This window comes from Paenibacillus sp. CB74 (genome assembly GCF_055687625.1).
The window spans coordinates 5,830,844-5,847,735 of sequence record NZ_CM146009.1; the positions used below are offsets into that span (position 1 = coordinate 5,830,844).

At 47.8% G+C, this 16,892-nt stretch carries 19 protein-coding genes; 8 read left to right on the forward strand and 11 right to left on the reverse strand.

Annotated features, from left to right (window positions below; all coding sequences use genetic code 11):
• The first annotated feature begins 57 nt into the window (after positions 1-57).
• Positions 58-795, forward strand: a complete 738-nt coding sequence (locus ACX9NY_RS25765; protein WP_339257793.1) for an HAD family hydrolase — start codon at positions 58-60, stop codon at positions 793-795.
• 97 nt (positions 796-892) lie between these two features.
• Here ACX9NY_RS25765 and ACX9NY_RS25770 read toward each other — a convergent pair whose 3' ends face one another.
• The gene (locus tag ACX9NY_RS25770) at positions 893-1,243 is read right to left on the reverse strand and encodes a cupin (protein ID WP_339257792.1); all 351 of its coding nucleotides are present in this window, start codon (positions 1,241-1,243) and stop codon (positions 893-895) included.
• Between the two features lie 358 nt (positions 1,244-1,601).
• Here ACX9NY_RS25770 and ACX9NY_RS25775 point away from each other — a divergent pair, with 358 nt between their 5' ends.
• Positions 1,602-2,081, forward strand: coding sequence for a Dps family protein (locus ACX9NY_RS25775; RefSeq protein ID WP_339238446.1), 480 nt, complete (start codon positions 1,602-1,604; stop codon positions 2,079-2,081).
• A gap of 127 nt (positions 2,082-2,208) precedes the next feature.
• The gene (locus ACX9NY_RS25780) at positions 2,209-3,420 is read left to right on the forward strand and encodes a nitric oxide synthase oxygenase (RefSeq protein ID WP_472479408.1); all 1,212 of its coding nucleotides are present in this window, start codon (positions 2,209-2,211) and stop codon (positions 3,418-3,420) included.
• A 47-nt stretch (positions 3,421-3,467) separates the two neighbouring features.
• On the opposite strand, the gene ACX9NY_RS25785 is transcribed toward ACX9NY_RS25780, so the two are convergent.
• Complete coding sequence (locus ACX9NY_RS25785) at positions 3,468-4,694, reverse strand: MFS transporter (protein WP_472475871.1); 1,227 nt, start codon at positions 4,692-4,694, stop codon at positions 3,468-3,470.
• Between the two features lie 257 nt (positions 4,695-4,951).
• Here ACX9NY_RS25785 and ACX9NY_RS25790 point away from each other — a divergent pair, with 257 nt between their 5' ends.
• From ACX9NY_RS25790 to ACX9NY_RS25805, 4 genes are read left to right on the forward strand one after another with little or no spacing between them, the layout of a single operon-like run.
• On the forward strand, positions 4,952-6,061 hold the full coding sequence (locus ACX9NY_RS25790; RefSeq protein ID WP_124116634.1) for an ABC transporter ATP-binding protein: 1,110 nt from the start codon (positions 4,952-4,954) through the stop codon (positions 6,059-6,061).
• Positions 6,051-6,884 carry an ABC transporter permease gene (locus ACX9NY_RS25795; RefSeq protein WP_017691799.1) on the forward strand — a complete coding sequence of 278 codons (834 nt, stop codon included), beginning with the start codon at positions 6,051-6,053 and terminating at the stop codon, positions 6,882-6,884. Before ACX9NY_RS25790 ends, ACX9NY_RS25795 begins: the two co-directional genes overlap by 11 nt.
• Positions 6,859-7,668 (forward strand): ABC transporter permease, encoded by an 810-nt coding sequence (locus ACX9NY_RS25800; protein WP_062836831.1) that lies wholly within the window; start codon positions 6,859-6,861, stop codon positions 7,666-7,668. The genes ACX9NY_RS25795 and ACX9NY_RS25800 overlap by 26 nt, the downstream gene beginning before the upstream one ends.
• Positions 7,665-8,738 (forward strand): ABC transporter substrate-binding protein, encoded by a 1,074-nt coding sequence (locus tag ACX9NY_RS25805; RefSeq protein WP_472475874.1) that lies wholly within the window; start codon positions 7,665-7,667, stop codon positions 8,736-8,738. The genes ACX9NY_RS25800 and ACX9NY_RS25805 overlap by 4 nt, the downstream gene beginning before the upstream one ends.
• Before the next feature lie 300 nt (positions 8,739-9,038).
• On the opposite strand, the gene ACX9NY_RS25810 is transcribed toward ACX9NY_RS25805, so the two are convergent.
• From ACX9NY_RS25810 to ACX9NY_RS25830, 5 genes are all read right to left on the reverse strand, one after another.
• On the reverse strand, positions 9,039-9,539 hold the full coding sequence (locus ACX9NY_RS25810) for a hypothetical protein (RefSeq protein ID WP_017691802.1): 501 nt from the start codon (positions 9,537-9,539) through the stop codon (positions 9,039-9,041).
• Positions 9,540-9,794: 255 nt separating this feature from the next.
• Positions 9,795-10,796: a cation diffusion facilitator family transporter gene (locus ACX9NY_RS25815; protein WP_472475877.1), complete on the reverse strand. Its 1,002-nt coding sequence runs from the start codon at positions 10,794-10,796 to the stop codon at positions 9,795-9,797.
• A gap of 193 nt (positions 10,797-10,989) precedes the next feature.
• Positions 10,990-11,586, reverse strand: coding sequence for an SMI1/KNR4 family protein (locus ACX9NY_RS25820; protein ID WP_472475879.1), 597 nt, complete (start codon positions 11,584-11,586; stop codon positions 10,990-10,992).
• Between the two features lie 329 nt (positions 11,587-11,915).
• A complete protein-coding gene (locus tag ACX9NY_RS25825; protein ID WP_472475881.1) occupies positions 11,916-12,686 on the reverse strand; it encodes a DODA-type extradiol aromatic ring-opening family dioxygenase in 771 nt (256 codons plus the stop codon).
• Entirely contained in the window at positions 12,686-13,360 is a 675-nt protein-coding gene (locus ACX9NY_RS25830; RefSeq protein ID WP_342571286.1) for an alpha/beta hydrolase, read from the reverse strand. The genes ACX9NY_RS25825 and ACX9NY_RS25830 overlap by 1 nt, the downstream gene beginning before the upstream one ends.
• Before the next feature lie 240 nt (positions 13,361-13,600).
• Between ACX9NY_RS25830 and ACX9NY_RS25835 the strand changes: the two genes are divergently transcribed.
• Positions 13,601-14,140 (forward strand): helix-turn-helix domain-containing protein, encoded by a 540-nt coding sequence (locus ACX9NY_RS25835; protein WP_339243225.1) that lies wholly within the window; start codon positions 13,601-13,603, stop codon positions 14,138-14,140.
• Between the two features lie 111 nt (positions 14,141-14,251).
• Here the strand turns inward: ACX9NY_RS25835 and ACX9NY_RS25840 are convergent, their stop codons facing one another.
• The 4 genes from ACX9NY_RS25840 to ACX9NY_RS25855 form a co-directional block, all read right to left on the reverse strand.
• Positions 14,252-14,971 (reverse strand): 3-ketoacyl-ACP reductase, encoded by a 720-nt coding sequence (locus ACX9NY_RS25840; protein WP_339238429.1) that lies wholly within the window; start codon positions 14,969-14,971, stop codon positions 14,252-14,254.
• A gap of 77 nt (positions 14,972-15,048) precedes the next feature.
• The gene (locus ACX9NY_RS25845) at positions 15,049-15,948 is read right to left on the reverse strand and encodes a DUF4097 family beta strand repeat-containing protein (RefSeq protein ID WP_342571284.1); all 900 of its coding nucleotides are present in this window, start codon (positions 15,946-15,948) and stop codon (positions 15,049-15,051) included.
• Positions 15,945-16,538, reverse strand: coding sequence for a DUF1700 domain-containing protein (locus ACX9NY_RS25850; RefSeq protein WP_472475884.1), 594 nt, complete (start codon positions 16,536-16,538; stop codon positions 15,945-15,947). The genes ACX9NY_RS25845 and ACX9NY_RS25850 overlap by 4 nt, the downstream gene beginning before the upstream one ends.
• Positions 16,531-16,860: a PadR family transcriptional regulator gene (locus ACX9NY_RS25855; protein ID WP_339257782.1), complete on the reverse strand. Its 330-nt coding sequence runs from the start codon at positions 16,858-16,860 to the stop codon at positions 16,531-16,533. Before ACX9NY_RS25855 ends, ACX9NY_RS25850 begins: the two co-directional genes overlap by 8 nt.
• Positions 16,861-16,892: the final 32 nt, after the last annotated feature.

Below are 16,892 nucleotides of genomic sequence, written 5' to 3' on the forward strand. Positions count from 1 at the left end.
TACATATATAGTAAGAAGAGAATGTTTGGACTCATAGCAGGAGGATAGAAAACGATTATGAATGAAATAAATCATGCTAAAACCATATTTTTTGACGTGGATGATACCTTATATGATCATTTACAGCCGATTCGTGGCGCGTTGCAGGACGTTCTCGGCTTGCCGGATGATTTCCCTTATGCTGAGGCATATCACCGTTTTCGTTATTACAGTGACTGGCTGTCTGCACAAGAAGATCTGTCTGCTGTACCGGAGCCGGATGCGGTGGAGCGAATGCGCCGTCGGAGGTTTGAGCTGACGATGGAGGAGTTTGGACTCGCCCTACAACCAGGTCAGGCTGAAGAACTGCAAGCTCGGTATCTGAGCAGACAGTTTGAGATTGTGCCTTTTGAAGGAGCCTATGAGCTAATTAGAAGGCTTCAGGCAGAGGGCCATACCGTTGGACTAATCACCAATGGAGAAGGAGAGCATCAGCGGCGCAAGCTTGAAGCATTGGATGTGCTCAGTCTCGTGGACGAGCATCTGATCTTCATCTCTGGTACGACTGGTTATGCGAAACCGGATCGCAGATTGTTTGAATATGTGAGTAAGCAGTCCGGGACAGATGCCCGTTCCAGCTATTACATCGGAGACTCGTGGCGTAATGATGTGGTAGGTGCAGTGGATGCAGGCTGGAAGGTTATCTGGTTCAATCATCGGGAGGCGCTGCCGGAATCCGATCATCAGCCTCATTTTGTAGCATCGAGCTATGAAGAGATCAGTCGTATTCTGACTTTTGAGGTTTTCCGAGTTTAAGGAGATATTTGTTGAAAGGAGCAGTCCTGTTACCGTTTTAGGTGCAGGTCTGCTTTTTAGTGTTTAAAGAAAGACTTCATTTCTTACGTTATACCTTCTATAAAGGCATTAATAATGAGATGTCTAACTCTTCGCTTTCAATTACAATGGCCATGAGTCCAGCTTCTGTTTTGGTTTCGTGCCATTCATGTTTATCCCAGAGTACGGCTTCCCCACAATGCACTTTAATGTATTCGTTTGCTTCGCCTCTAACCCAACCTTCTCCACTTACGATCAAAAGCAGTTGAGGAACCACAGCTTGGTGATAACCTACTACTCCACCCTCAGGCAAGTGCATACATCCGATATGAGCTGTTTTGTCAGTCTGCGTAATACGTGACATGACGAAATTAGAATCAAATTGGGTAATCTTTTTCCCTGACTCTTCTTTAAATTGAAATATCCTCATGTTTACCTCCGCAATCGTGACTAAGTTAACTTCCTACAAGGGCAACGTTCCTTATGATGGTATCATCCTAATCCAAAATAATATGGAAACCCAATCAGATGAGTCTATCATAGCTCCAATCGTTGAGGAATAGTTTGTTTACAACTCTCATTTCGTTAACGCCTGTGCCGTTGATTCTATGAAGTTGTACTTCATGGAATCTTCATTCACAAGACAGTGCAAAAGCCTTCCCAAACTATAAATGCAGTGTTATAATTAAAACAAGATTTAGATTAAGTCTAAATTAAAACGATGAATCAAAGCAGCGCCATAACAATCATTTACATTCTATTTTTATATTCGAGAGGGGATAAATTCCATGAGCACAATCCAAACTAGAAACAACACTTTTGCTAACAATGCCACAGCACTTCAAGATGTCCTGAACCGTCAGATCGCAGGTTGGTCCGTACTTTACACGAAACTGCATAACTTCCACTGGTATGTCCAAGGACCTCATTTTTTCACACTGCATGCCAAATTCGAAGAACTGTACAACCTGGCTACGGCGAACATGGACGAAGTTGCAGAACGTTTGCTTGCCATTGGTGGACGTCCGGTGGCTACGATGGCTGAACAGCTGCGTCTGTCTCCAATTGAAGAGGTACAAGGCCAATTGTCTGCTGAGCGTATGGTAGAGTCGGTGGTTGCTGATCTGCGTACCATGGTGGAAGTGATTCATCAAGGTATTCACGAAGCGGGAGAAGCAGAAGATAACGCAACAGAAGATATGTTAATTGGTTTCACCGCTGCGCTGGATAAAGAGGTCTGGATGTTAAACGCATTTCTGGGCAAATAAGCAAGGTTACCCTTCATCCTGACAACGATATGTAGAGTCCGTGAACAAAGTGCCCGTTCGCTTACAAATCCAGTGCGCTTGCCGTATAATGATGGCATCCAAGATGTACAGAATGGTGGAATGAATGATGCGGTCAGACCTGGAACAATTGCAGGAAGAAGCTGAACGGTTTATATATACATGTTATGAAGAGCTGGGCCATTCGCGTGAAGACGCGCAGGCCCGGCTTGTTGCTGTTATGGAGGAGATCGAAGTAACGGGTACCTATGTGCATACCACAGAAGAATTGGAGCAGGGTTGCAAAATGGCCTGGCGGAACAGCAACCGTTGCATCGGGCGGCTGTTCTGGGATAAATTGCGGATTGTGGATGCCCGTCATGCCGATACGGCAGGCCCGGCAGCGGATGCTGTGTTGAATCATATTCATGTGGCATCCAACGGAGGCAAGGTCATTCCGATGATTACAATTCTTCCTCCGGATGGTCCGAATGGAGCCCCGGTACGTGTCTGGAATCATCAGCTCATTCGTTATGCAGGATATGAGACAGAGCAAGGCATTATTGGCGATCCTGCTTCCGTGGAGCTGACCAAGGTAGCCATGTCACTTGGCTGGCAAGGAACAGGTGGCTCTTATGATGTGTTACCGCTCATCATTCAGGCACAAGGACAAGCGCCAGAGTGGTATGTTATACCCGAAGAAGAGATTGTGGAAGTGATGATTGAGCACCCGGAGCAGAAGGAGATTGCTGAGCTGGGTATGCGTTGGTATGGTGTGCCGATGATTGCCGATATGCGTCTGGAGATTGGCGGTATATCCTACCCGGCAGCGCCGTTTAATGGTTGGTATATGGGTACGGAGATTGGCGCCCGTAATCTGGCGGACACGTTCCGTTATAACAAGCTGCCTGCGGTGGCCGCAGCATTTGGGTTGAATACGTCAAGTGAAACGACACTGTGGAAGGATCGGGCGTTGGTGGAGTTAAATGTCGCTGTGCTGCATTCGTTTAAGAAAGCAGGCGTGAGCATTGTCGATCACCACACGGCGGCAGCGCAGTTTGCACTCTTTGAACAGCGGGAAGAGAAGGCTAGGCGTGAGCTGACCGGGGATTGGGTGTGGCTGATTCCGCCAGTCTCCCCGGCGACGACGCATATTTTCCACAGCTCGTATCGCAATGAGATTGTGAAGCCGAACTTTTTCCATCAGGATCAGGCGTATACCCTGAAAGATGGCGTGGCATCTGCCGCAGAACTGCGAAGCAGTGAGCAGCAGAATGCACAGGTAGAGCATCCCCAGCCACAGGCCGGGGATGCACCAATGAAATGCCCGTTTGCACATTAAATTGTGCAGACGGGTTATTTTTTGTGATCCTTTTTTCAAAGGCAGGGTTACCCCTCTTTCAATCGGTACCGACTGCGCATCATACCCTGAACGGCAATGGCTACCGCAATTAGTACCAGATTGAACACAAACACGGAGTACAGCGAACCAACCTCCATCAGCAGCGCTGCAACCAGTGGGGATACGATGGAGCCGATCTCAGCCGCAGAGACAATTTTGCCTATGACAGAGCTTCGACTCTCATCGGGGATATGATCACCGACATGGGCAAAGAACGAGTCCATGTAACATGCCCCGCCAACCCCGCCAATCAGCATGCCAACGTAGACCCATAGATGGGATGACGTGCTTAGAAATACAGCAACTTCGATGCCAATCAGGAACATGCCGAGCATACATAGCAACAGACGATCCCCCATCCGGTCAGAGAGATAACCAACAAAGGGTGCAGCGGCAAGCGTAGAAATCCCGGATACAGTGAAGGCGAGACTGGTTGCAAAGGGGTCCCAATGCATGATGTGAGCTGCATACAATGCGAAGTAGGTGAGAAACACCGCATAGGCGCTCATCTCCAGAAAATGTACTGTACCATAGCCGAGAAGCTGCTGACGCTGGGTAAGCTCTGTAGTTGGGCTAATCGTTATTGAGCCGGAAGCTTGATTGGATTGGGAGATACCTGTACCTTGCCTATGCAGTGCACCAGATGTTGTTGAAGGTAAAGGAGGTGCCGTCATCTTCATTCCCATCGCAGCGACCACAGCCATCAGACAACATAACGTAACAAGCAGAAAAGGAACTGACAGAGGCCAGTGCAGCGCGAGCCAGCCACTAATAACCGGACCGAGCACCATTCCGCCACCCTCACTGCTGCTGATATATCCATTATACAGTCCGCGGTTGTCTGCATTGCCCCCATCTCCGATGATGGAACGCACGACCACGGTAAGACCGGTGGAAGCCAGCCCTTGCAGCAGTCGGAGCAGGCCGAACAACACCGCAGCAGTAGACACCGCAAAGCCACCCATGCAGACAGCGAGCAGTAACAGCATGAGGATGAGAGCACGTTTACCCCCGAGTTTCTTATAAATTGCCGCAGCAGGAATGCCACCAATCACTTTCCCCACATAGAAAAGCGCAAAAATAACCCCCATCATCCAGCCAGACAGGCCAAATTCCTCAATAAACAAAGGAAACAGGGGCAGGATCATGAACCCGCCCATCTGACTAAGGAAACAAATCGTTATCAGCAAAGGCAGATTACGACGAATATCCAAGAGCCAAGACTCCTTTCACATATAAAATGGAATCCCAAACGTGCTTCATATCCCAAAGGAATGCGTAGATATCGACATATACCCGTAATGTATGCAGGATTTTTGAGAATAAGAAGAAAATGACACGCGGCGTTTACATCAAAACCATTGCGGTTATACCTGAATCATATATAATAGATGGGTTATCTATAAGGATGCATGAACGAAAGTGTACAGAATTAAAGAGGTACCTCAAGTATAAGGGGGCGATGTGAAGCATGTCAGAACAACAACCGATTATCCGCTTCGAAGCGGTGACTCAGCAATACGATCAGGATGAAGCCGTATTGAAGGCAGTCAGCTTTGAGATTGAGCGGGGTAAATTTTATACGCTTCTTGGCCCATCGGGCTGCGGAAAAACAACGATATTGAGGCTGATTGCCGGTTTTGCGGAGCCGACTCAGGGCAGTATTTATTTTAATGGTGCGCTCATTAACCGGGTGCCTGCTCACCAGCGGCAGGTGAACACCGTATTTCAGGATTACGCGTTATTTCCACATTTGAATGTATTTGAGAACGTAGCTTTTGGTTTGCGAATCAAAAAGATGAAAACGGCTGAAATTCGCAGCAAAGTGTTGGAAGCCCTCAAGTTCGTCAATCTGTCCGGTTATGAAAACCGTGAAATTGGCGAAATGTCTGGCGGACAGCGGCAGCGTGTTGCGATCGCACGCGCAATTGTGAACGAGCCAGAAATCCTGTTATTGGACGAGCCTTTGTCTGCACTCGATCTGAAGCTGCGGACCGAGATGCAGTATGAATTGCGGGAGCTGCAACAGCGACTGGGTATTACGTTTATCTTTGTTACGCATGATCAGGAAGAGGCCTTGGCGATGTCGGATGAGATCTTTGTCCTGAATGGCGGCGTCATTCAACAGAGCGGTACACCGAACGATATCTATGATGAGCCGATTAACCGTTTTGTAGCGGATTTTATTGGGGAATCGAACATTGTATCGGGCAGAATGAAGCAGGACTTTGTGGTGGAATTCGCTGGCGCACAGCACGAGTGTGTCGATCAGGGTCTCCAGCCGGACGAGCCGGTAGAGATTGTCATTCGCCCAGAGGATCTGGAGATTACAACGGAAGAACAGGGCAAGCTCAAGGTCAATGTGGACTCCCAATTATTCCGCGGGGTGCATTACGAGATATCCACGTACGACGATGCGGGCAATGAGTGGCTTGTTCATTCAACGAAGAAAGCCGTTGTTGGCGCGCGGATTGGACTCTATTTTGACCCGGAAGCGGTGCACGTCATGCGCTTTAACGAGACTGAAGAAGAGTTCGACAAACGACTCGAAGCTTATCAAGAGGCCGCTCATGCAGACTAAGGCCAGCACACGCAATGCGTATCTGATTCCGTATGTATTATGGATGGTGTTGTTCGTTGTGGCGCCGGTTCTGCTGGTCATCTATTATTCGTTCTTCGATGTGGAGGGTAACTTCACGTTTGGCAACTACGCCCGGTTCTTCACGCCGGTGTACTTGCAGATGACGCTCAGTTCGTTCTGGTATGCATTTCTGATTACGGCGTTCTCGCTGCTGATCTCGTATCCAACGGCGTATATGCTGACCCGGACGAAGCACAAGCAGCTGTGGTTGCTGCTGATCATTCTGCCAAGCTGGATCAATCTTTTGTTAAAAGCGTACGCCTTTATCGGCCTGTTTGGAACGTATGGTCTGACCAACTCCTTGCTTGAAGTGGTGGGGATTGGCACACAGCAGATTTTGTTCACCGACTTCAGTTTTATCTTTGTCTCGGTGTACATCTTCATTCCATTCATGATTCTGCCGATCTTCAATGCGCTGGAAGAGATGAATCCATCGTTGATCTACGCGGCGCGAGATCTGGGAGCCTCATCGTGGCTGACATTCCGCCGGGTGATCTTTCCGCTGACGATTAGCGGAGTGAAATCAGGCTGTCAGGCTGTATTTATTCCTGCGCTCTCCCTGTTCATGATTACCCGCCTGATTGCGGGAAACCGTGTAATTACGCTGGGAACAGCGATTGAACAGCATTTTCTCGTCACCCAGGACTGGGGGATGGGGTCAACGATTGCCGTCTTTTTGATTATTGCGATGGCGATTATTATGTTCCTGACCGGATCAGGCAAGAAGGAGGTGCGTAATGGGAAGAAACGGAAAGCTGTCTAACGTCTATCTGGCCGTTGTATTCGCCATTCTGTACGCACCAATTGCGTATCTGATCTTCTATTCCTTCAACAGCGGCGGTCATATGCGCAGCTTCGAAGGATTCACGCTTGAATGGTACAGAGAGGTGTTCGCCGATACACGGCTGCTCATCATTGTGCTGAATACATTTATCATTGCACTCCTGTCATCGGCGATTTCGACGATCCTTGGTGTAGCAGGAGCACTGGCGATCTACCATGTGCGTCGCAAACGAACGAAGAATACGTTGCTGTCACTCAATAACGTGCTCATCGTTAGTCCGGATGTCATCATTGGTGCTTCATTCCTGATTCTGTTCACCATGATTGGCATCAAACTGGGCTTCACTTCGGTCCTACTGTCTCATATCGCATTCAGTGTGCCGATTGTCGTCATCATGGTACTGCCAAAGCTGCAGGAGATGAGCCCAACACTGATGGATGCGGCGCGCGATCTGGGCGCTGGATCATGGCAGATTCTGACGCGTGTGGTGCTGCCATATGTGAAACCCGGTATTTTTGCCGGATTTTTCATGGCCTTGACGTACTCGCTCGATGATTTTGCAGTAACATTCTTTGTCACGGGTAATGGATACTCCACGCTCTCGGTAGAGATATACTCCAGAGCAAGGCAGGGCGTTTCGTTGTCCATCAATGCGTTGTCTACCCTGTTATTCCTGCTCACGGTGCTGCTGGTGGTTGGATATTACTTCATTAACCGCCGTGCAACACGGATACCTCCCGGAGGAAAGGGGCTGCGACCATGAAGCAACTGGTACGGACATTTGCGCTTGTTTTTTTGGCCGCGTTTGCCCTGATGATCCTGGCTTCGTATCTGAACAAGAGTCAGGGATATTCTGGCGGCAACACACTAACCATCTATAACTGGGGCGATTATATCGATCCTGATCTGCTCAAGGAGTTTGAGGATGAGACAGGCATTAAAGTCATCTATCAGACGTTTGACTCCAATGAAGCGATGCTGACCAAGATTGAGCAGGGCGGTACGACGTTTGATGTGGCGATTCCTTCTGAATATGCGATTAGCAAAATGAAAGAAGAAGACCTGCTCGTGCCACTCGATCATAGCAAATTAACCAACCTGGACAACATTGATCCGCGATTCATGGACTTGTCCTTTGATGAAGGCAACAAGTACTCCATTCCTTATTTCTGGGGCACGGTGGGGATTGTATACAATCCTGAGCTGGTGGACGGGTTGACGTTTGATAGCTGGAATGACTTGTGGGACCCACGTCTGAAAAATCAAATCCTGCTCCTGGATGGCGCACGCGAAGTCATTGGCATGGGATTGAACAGTCTCGGGTATTCCCTGAACGATACCAACGAAGACCATCTGCAAGAAGCACTGAAGAAGCTGTCTACATTGACGCCGAACGTCAGAGCAATTGTCGGAGACGAGATCAAGATGCTGCTTGCGAACGAGGAAGCGGCAGTTGGACTTGTATGGTCCGGGGATGCGTCGGAGATTATGGATGAGAACGACAAGCTTGATTATATGGTGCCGGAAGAAGGCTCAAACCTCTGGTTTGATAATATGGTTATTCCGAAGACGGCGACTAATATTGAAGGGGCACACCAGTTTATCAACTTCATGTTGGACCCCGACCATGCCGCTCGCAATGCCGAGTATGTCGGGTACTCTACGCCAAACGCTGAGGCGCTGAAGTTACTGCCAAAGGACATCTCCGAGGATGAGCGCTTCTATCCAGACGAGACACTGACAGGCAAGCTGGAGGTCTACGATAATCTGGGCAAAAAAATGCTCTCGCATTATAATGACCTGTTCCTGGAGTTTAAAATGCATAGTAAATAACCGCCAATAGCGTGTACACAGTTCGTTAGATCCTCAAAAAAGACAAAAAGGGTAGCTGCTCGTCATTTCACTTGAATGACGAGCAGCTACCCTTTTTATATTACCTACTTCAGAGCAAAAGCGTAGGTTATGTTTTTTCGTGTACACGTTAACGGAGGGGACAGAACAAACGAAGGAAGCAGAGCGTTCGCCTTTATCACCGGATTTTCCCATTGTAAAGGGGAATCAAAAAAATCCGGGGATAACAGCGATCCGAAGTTGTTCTGTCACCGCAGTGATCAAGTGGAAACGAATAAAGGGTTACATGCGCTTTTTGCGACCCACCATGATCCAAGCCCCACCCATAATCAGTACAATCGCTACAAAAGGCTGGATAAAGCTCAAACTGCTCAGCATCGTGCCAATCGACATCACAGCGAAGAACAGCAGCGAGATAACCGTCAGAATGTTGATGGGGATCAGCAACCATTTGTTCCGACCACCGAACCAGTAGAGTTCAAACAAACCCACAGCTACAGCCAGAATGAAGCCCGGCCACATCGTACCCCAGTTGTTAAACAGCATGGCGATCTGACAGACAATACCCACAGTGAGCAACAATCCACCGGGAACCAGCAGTCCAACCCCTCTGCCAATCATGGAGAAGTAGAGCCAGTGGAAGAACAGTCCTAGTGGAATCACGAATAACGTGGGCCAGAAGGTCGCAAAGATCGTACCCGGACCGAGTGAACCTCCCTGGTTCAGAATCAGGTACACGCCCAGCAAAATGAGAACAGGCGCAAGGATCGTACGTTTAGCCATAATATCTCTCCTTCTCAATACAAGGTCAATTTCCGAACAGTCGTATGTAGATCAATTACTTTCGTTACTCACAGCATACCATGAAGTGGAAATGTCTATCCTCCGTCTTTGGAGTTAAAGTGAACCTAGACCAAAGTCTAGGTAAGCATGTAAGGGCAACGACCTCTTTATAAATGAGTATATAGTTGAATATACTAAAAACCCACTCTATTGAAGAGTGGGTTCTGTCATTTTTTTTATCCAAAACGTAGCTTGTTATTTCACCACATCCGAATGTTTCTTGCCCCAGCTGTTCACGCCGTCATCCTCAATGATGGAGATGGCTGCATCTGCGATGTCGGGGTTCGTCATCAGTTTCTCCTGAATCCGGAACTTGATGTCATCCGCATCCGCCAGGCTGAGTCCTTTGGTTAACTCAATCAGACCTTCCACATGATAATAACGGCCTTCCTGAATGATACGCATCATCTGAATATCGGCAACATGCGTATCTGCCAGAATGGTCTGGGATACTTTGTCCTCAATATCCTGCGGAGCCGCAACACCAATTAATCCGATCATATTATCGTAACCGACACGGAAGGCTACAGCGATCATCAAGCATCCAATAATCGTGGTTACAATGCCATCAAGCAATGCAAAATTGGTTAAGGCAATGACCACGACAGAGATTAACGCGAGCGTGGCACCCAGTACAGCGACAACATCTTCGTAAAATACGAGACGGGTTGGTGGCGCAGCACGGCCTACATTTTTGATGGCAGCAGGGACCAGGGCCAATCCGGCGGCTTTGGGTGCCCGTGCTTCTTTTAGGATTTCCTTCATGGCTTTGATCAGAATGGCCCCATCAATCAGGATGTTCAAGAGGAGCACACCGATATTGATCCAGAGTCCCCCGGAATGACCGGCAGGATGCTGGAGCAAGTGAATCCCTTCATGAATGGTCTCATAGGCCATAATCGTCACGACAATCACAGCGATCATACAGAAAATGTTAATGACCCGTCCGAATCCGGTTGGGAAGCGGCGTGTAGGTTTTTTCTCGGACAACACACTTCCGACAAAGACAAACCCTTGGTTAATGGCATCAGCGAGTGAATGCATCGCCGAAGCGAACATGGCGCCACTGCCACTGAATAGGAAAGCTCCCCCTTTGCACACAGCAAGTACCGCATTACCTGCCATCGCAACGGCGGAGGAGGTGTTCCCCTTTTTGACGAGAGACATAAAGCTCTCAGACTTTGGTTGTTCAGCCACTTCGTATGTTCCTCCCAGATCAATGTAATGTGTAGAAAAGGTAGTCCTAATCTACATAGGTTGTGCATTTCAACTAAATGTTATTATAACCGCTTTGACATATCCCAGCATTATGCAAAAAAGATCATATCATCATGGATTCATGAGATTTACAGGAAGTGGAGAGATTACGGTTGGAGTAATTTACACTTCCTTAGTACTCAATAGCCTCCAAGGCACGTAGATTACGATTGGACTGTTCCAACAATTCCGTAAATGTCCCAGCCACGTAATATACAAAATCCGGATCATGTATGTACATAATAATCTGCCCGTACGAACCTTCTTCTGTCGGATCAAAGTCAAACATCAGATACAGTGACCCACCGCCGAGCATGCCAAACGCAACCCATTTTTTCTGAAAAAGGTAGGGTTTGATTCGGGGATCAAGTTCTCCGATCTCTTCTTCGGTAAAATAATCTTCCATGCGGTTCTCCACCAGCGTGGATTGCCCCTTTTGAATCCTTTCCAGGGACAACAGGTAGAATGGCTCAGTTTCCCGTCCTTCCTCAAGGCTTGGATACAAGACGTGAAAGCCATAACCGCTTCCATCTTTACGTTTATAAAACGCACGAAAATCAGCAGGTAAACGAACACCATGTTCCCGCTCGAATGCGTCAAGCTGCTCATCCGTCACCCCTTCAAACTGGCGATATGCCTCCAGAAGCTCTCGGTTTTCCTCATCTTGTACCTTCTCCTCCAGCAACATATCCAGTTCATCCATCAATTCATATATACGCTGTTCTGGCATCTAATTCCCCTCCGTATGAGCTATTCAGATAATATGGCGAGTGTTATACGAGCAAACTCTGCCTTGATTTCACCTCATATTATAGTTATAAGCCGCAAAAGCACACAAGAAACCGGAGTCCTTGCTTTACATACTACAATGGTCTCATTATTCTAAGGCGGTTGTTGCGTAATTAGCACACCTGGCTCCATCCCAATCAATGATGTACAGCTTTCACGAAAGTCGCTCCTAACAACAAATAAGCATGGTTTACAGGGGCAATCCCCTGTAACCCACGCTTACTTATTTATCAACTATATAAATGAAACTAGCTTTTCACATCGTCCTCTTTAATCAAATTTCCAACAGGACAAGCTCAGGTTGCCATACTGATAGGCTTTGAACAGGAGCGATGCCCGCTTGTTTTGATGACCTGCACCCATGGCGAGCAGTAGTGGTACAAAATGCTCCGGCGTAGGTACGGCCGCTTGAGCTGAAGGTGCCAATTTATCATAGGAGAAGAGAGACTCCGTATCCCAACTCACCAGCTTGTCATGCAGCCAGTTGTCGAATTCGGATGCCCACGGGTCAACGCCGTTACTTTCCCAGTTCAATCGACGCAGGTTATGAACGGTTCCGCCGCTGCCAATGACAAGAATGTCTTGCTCACGCAAGGAAGCGAGCGCCTGTCCGACCTGATATTGCTGCTCACCTGTCAGATAGCGATTCACAGACAAGGCAATTACGGGAATATCCGCATCCGGGTAGAGCAAGCGCAGAACGACCCAAGCGCCATGATCCAGGCCACGGACATCATCCGTCTGTACTGGAATCCCGGCTTTTTGCAATAACTGCTCTACTTCGGCAGTGGTTTCTGCCTTTCCTTGAGCCGGATATTTGATCTGGTACAGCTCGGGCTGGAAACCTCCAAAATCATAGATGGTTTCGTAATTGGCTACCGAGGATACAAGCTGAGTTGTGGATTCCCAGTGAGCAGAGAACAATACGATTGCTTTGGGTCTTGGCAGTTCCTGTCCGAGTTTCTGTAAAAATTCGGTGTACGCATTCTCCTCCAGTGCCAGTGATGGGGCACCGTGAGCAATAAACAGGGATGGCATCATTATGAATTCAGTCCTTTCGGGTCTTCGGTAGTCACATTTGCATCTATCCGGAGCCATTGTTGGAATTGTTGATATAGATCGGGTGTCACTTGATGCCCACCGTTGTAAGGTACATACGTGACGTGATGGGTATGTTGACGGAAGAAATTGGCGTTGTCTTCGCCCAGTTGCAGCGGGAATAGATGATCCTGATCCCCATGCGAGATAAACACAGACAGTTCCGAATCGGGTTGCAGCTTGTACTCGTCTTTCACAAATTGCGGGATGTACCCACTCATGGCTACAATGCCTTTAATGGCATCTCCCATGATCAGTGATAGGGTCATTGCCATAATGGCACCCTGACTGAATCCGGCGATGTAACGCCGCTTGGGATCAATCGCATATTTGCCGGACAGATCAACAATCAACTGTTGCAGTCCCAGCACGGAGGCATCATACAATTCACGGATGGGATTGCCGATGCTTTTGATCTGAAAATAAGCATAACCACTACCCTGAACGATTGGTCCACGGATGGCGACGATAATAAAATCAGACTGCATAGGCTCCATCAAACGAAGCATATCTTGCTCATCTGATCCCATGCCATGTAAGGCGAAGATGACAGGATAACGTTGATCTGGATTGTAATGAGACGGTAATCGGACTTCATGTATATAAGGAGAATTCATTGAAAACACCACCTGATGAGGATTGAGTTACATATATTATTCTGATGCTACATGATGAAGTTCACTAATATGAAATAAATATTCTTATTTATGAACAAAATCTATCATGGTTTGATTGTAGGGTCAATACTTTTTTTGTATGATGAATATATGTTGAGGCACGCACCGGATAGATAAGTAGTAGAAACCAAGCGTACGCCTGGTGTCTTATATAGATCATTAGAAGGGGAGGGACGCAATATGGATATTGGCTTGGCTATTCGTACGATCCGCAAACAGAAACAGATTACGATCATGCAGATGTGCGAGGGCACGGGGTTGTCCAAAGGTTTTATCAGCAACGTGGAAAATAACAAAACGTCACCTTCTATTGCTACGCTTGAAAGTATTGCGGATTATCTGGAAGTGCCACTTCCCTACTTGCTGTTGACACCGGAGCAACGGATGAACGTGGTACGCAAAAACGAACGCAAGGAAACGACGGCCGGTAGTGGACAGATCAAAGTGCAGCACCTTACCGCCAAAGGCGCCATGCGCATGTCCATTGTAGAATTACCGCCAGGCGCATCGACAGGGGTTAGCAAACATGCGGGGGAAGAAAGCCATCTGGTGTTGCAGGGCAAGATTCGGGCGGAGCAATGCGAAGATGTGGAAGTTCTTGAAGTGGGTGATTCGTTCACCTGGAATGCGATCGTGCCCCATGAAGTAACCAATATCGGTGAGGAGCCCGCCGTGGTGCTCATTGCGGTGTCCAAGGAATTAGGTTTGGATCATTTGTAGAATGAAAAAAGGACGACTCCCTAGTCATGAACATGCGAACATGCATACATGTACAATGGAGACGTCCTTTTTCATATTTCTAACGAACTGGGAAGGTCAGGAACACGCTATCTATTGTGGATTCGTTGTCCAGATGCCTGCGGCTTTAACGAAGACACGATCGGACAGCTTAAGTGTTGCGAGTGCAAGTTCAGCTACATCTTCCGCTTGCATCATACGGTCTTCGTCGCCAATTTTCAGTCCGGCATTGGACGCAAGCTCCGTATTAACTGTGCTTGGTGTCAATGCGGTCACACGAATGTTGGACTTGCGCACTTCCTGCATCAGAGATTCGGTCATGCCGAGTAGAGCAAACTTGGATGCACAGTATGCCGAACCTGTAGCGAACCCACGCTCACCTGCAGTGGAAGCAATATTGATGATACTGCCGCTACTTTCCTTGATCATGCTTGGAAGGACGGAGCGAGTGACGTAATATGTACCCATAACGTTCACATGCAGAATGCGTTCCCACTCTTCGGGGTCCATTTCCAGCAATGTACCGAAGCTTCCGATGCCTGCATTATTAATCAGGATGTCCACCGCTCCGAGTTCCATCTCGATGGCTGCTACAGCGGCTTCCGCCTGTGTGCGATCCGAGATATCTGCCACAGCACTGGTTACTTTCACACCGTATTCTTGACTAAGAGACTGCTGCAGAGCCTGAAGATCCGAAGCGGTGCGAGCGATAAGGCCGAGGTGCACTCCTTCTTTGGCAAGTGCTTCAGCGATGGCACGACCGATGCCTTTACCGGCACCTGTGATGATAGCTGTTTTATTTTTAAGTTCCATGTGGATAATTCCTCCTTAGAATTGGACTGGCATTTGATTATACTATATTACCCACAGTTCGGAAATTTGCTTCATCACTATTTGGTAATCTCAATGCTGCCAGAAGAGGTACGGGCTTTAATCACTTCCCGGCTCACCATTGGCGATTCAGGTACATCTACATCTCCGGAAGTAGCCTTAGCATCATAGATTCCTTCAAAATCAGGTGCAGCCTGAATGAAAATATCGCCTGATGTTCCAGATGCACTAATCGGTGCGGAATGGGATTGTTCAATATGAATGCTACCTGAAGTGAATTGAACATCGGCTGCACCGTTTAATTCGGTGATTTTAATATCTCCTGATTTAATCTTGCTGTCTACATGACCCACAATCTGATCTGCCTTGAAGCTTCCGGATGTCTGTTTTACAGTCATGTCTCCATCAATCATGGAAGCGTTAATGTTACCCGAAGTTAGAGAAAGTTCAATCTTGGACGCATGGATATTTTCCAGACGTATGGAACCTGAGGTATTATTCAGCTCAAGCTGATTGGCATTTAGACCGGTCAGATCCCAGTCACTTGAAGAGGAGTCCAGCTTAACCTCATTTAATTGGTGTCCTTCAGGCAAGGCAACCGTTATTGTGGAGTCTTGATCATTCCAATACAGGGTGAAAAATTGCAATCGTTCACGTTCTGTCTGAGACAGTTGGAATGTGCCGTTGGATAAAGTGGCCTGTTCGAAGCTTCTGACTACGGCAGGGTCCCATTTGCCATCCACTTCAATATATCCGTTCGAATCCGGGCTTACGACAAATTCAATATCTGCACTGAAATTAGCATTCATGATCATGTTCTGCAATTCATCTGCTTTGAAATCCCATCGTTTGGAATACTGTTCTCGTTTATCCCCGAATTGAACGCCATAGATGGATGTTCCAAGCAAACCTATTCCGATACAGATCACGGCGAGCGCAAGCCATTTTTTGGTGCTCATGCGGCAACATCTCCTTTCATCGTGTTTTTATTCCATTGAATGTATTGTAGTGTGATATTTTTGAAGGCTCTAAAAACGTACTTCGATGCTATGGCAAAACAAATGCCGACACCGAATGCGCCAATCGCAACGAAAATCTCTGCTTTATCGAGTTGGCCAAGGAATACGAAGTCCACAACTGCTGCCACTGGAGCCAATACCAGCAAGGATAGGCTGGCAACCGTAAGCCATACTGACCATAGAGTAAGACCAAGTGGAATGCCAAGCATCAGATTCAGGAATAACAGGCCAACGGCGGTGAAGAAGTTGCGAGTAGCTCTGGTACTGTTTCTGGGGGACCGCATTTCGCGATACGTCGGTGCATAGAATGCATCTGTTCCTGGCGTATGAATGTCATAACGATCACCGAGTGCTTCCTTGGCGATTTCTTCCGGCTGCCCCAGTTCCCGAGCGATCTCTTCTTCCAGTCTGCCTTCTCTGAGTCCAAGCTCGAAATGTTGATCATAATCTGCGAGCAATTCGGCTCGTTCCTGCGGTTCCATTGGCCGTAGATGAATCTCCATGGCTTGCATAAATTGTTGTCTATTCATTGTGAGTTCCTTCCTCAATCAGATTTGCGACATTGCGCACAAATTCATTCCACTCCGTCGTCAGTGCCGTCATGTAGTCGCGACCTGTATCGGACAGTCGGTAATACTTGCGCGGCGGACCTTCACTTGATTCTTGCAGGTAGGTGGTGCAGTAACCGTCACTCACAAGCCGGCGAAGCAAAGGATACAGCGCACCTTCAGCAACTTCGATATGTTTGGAGACCGCCTGAGCCAGTTCGTAGCCATACCGATCCTGGCGGTTGATTAATACCAGGACGCACAGCTCTAATACTCCCTTTTTGAACTGGATGTTCACATTCACACAGGTTCCTCCTTAATAGCCTCATTTATCGC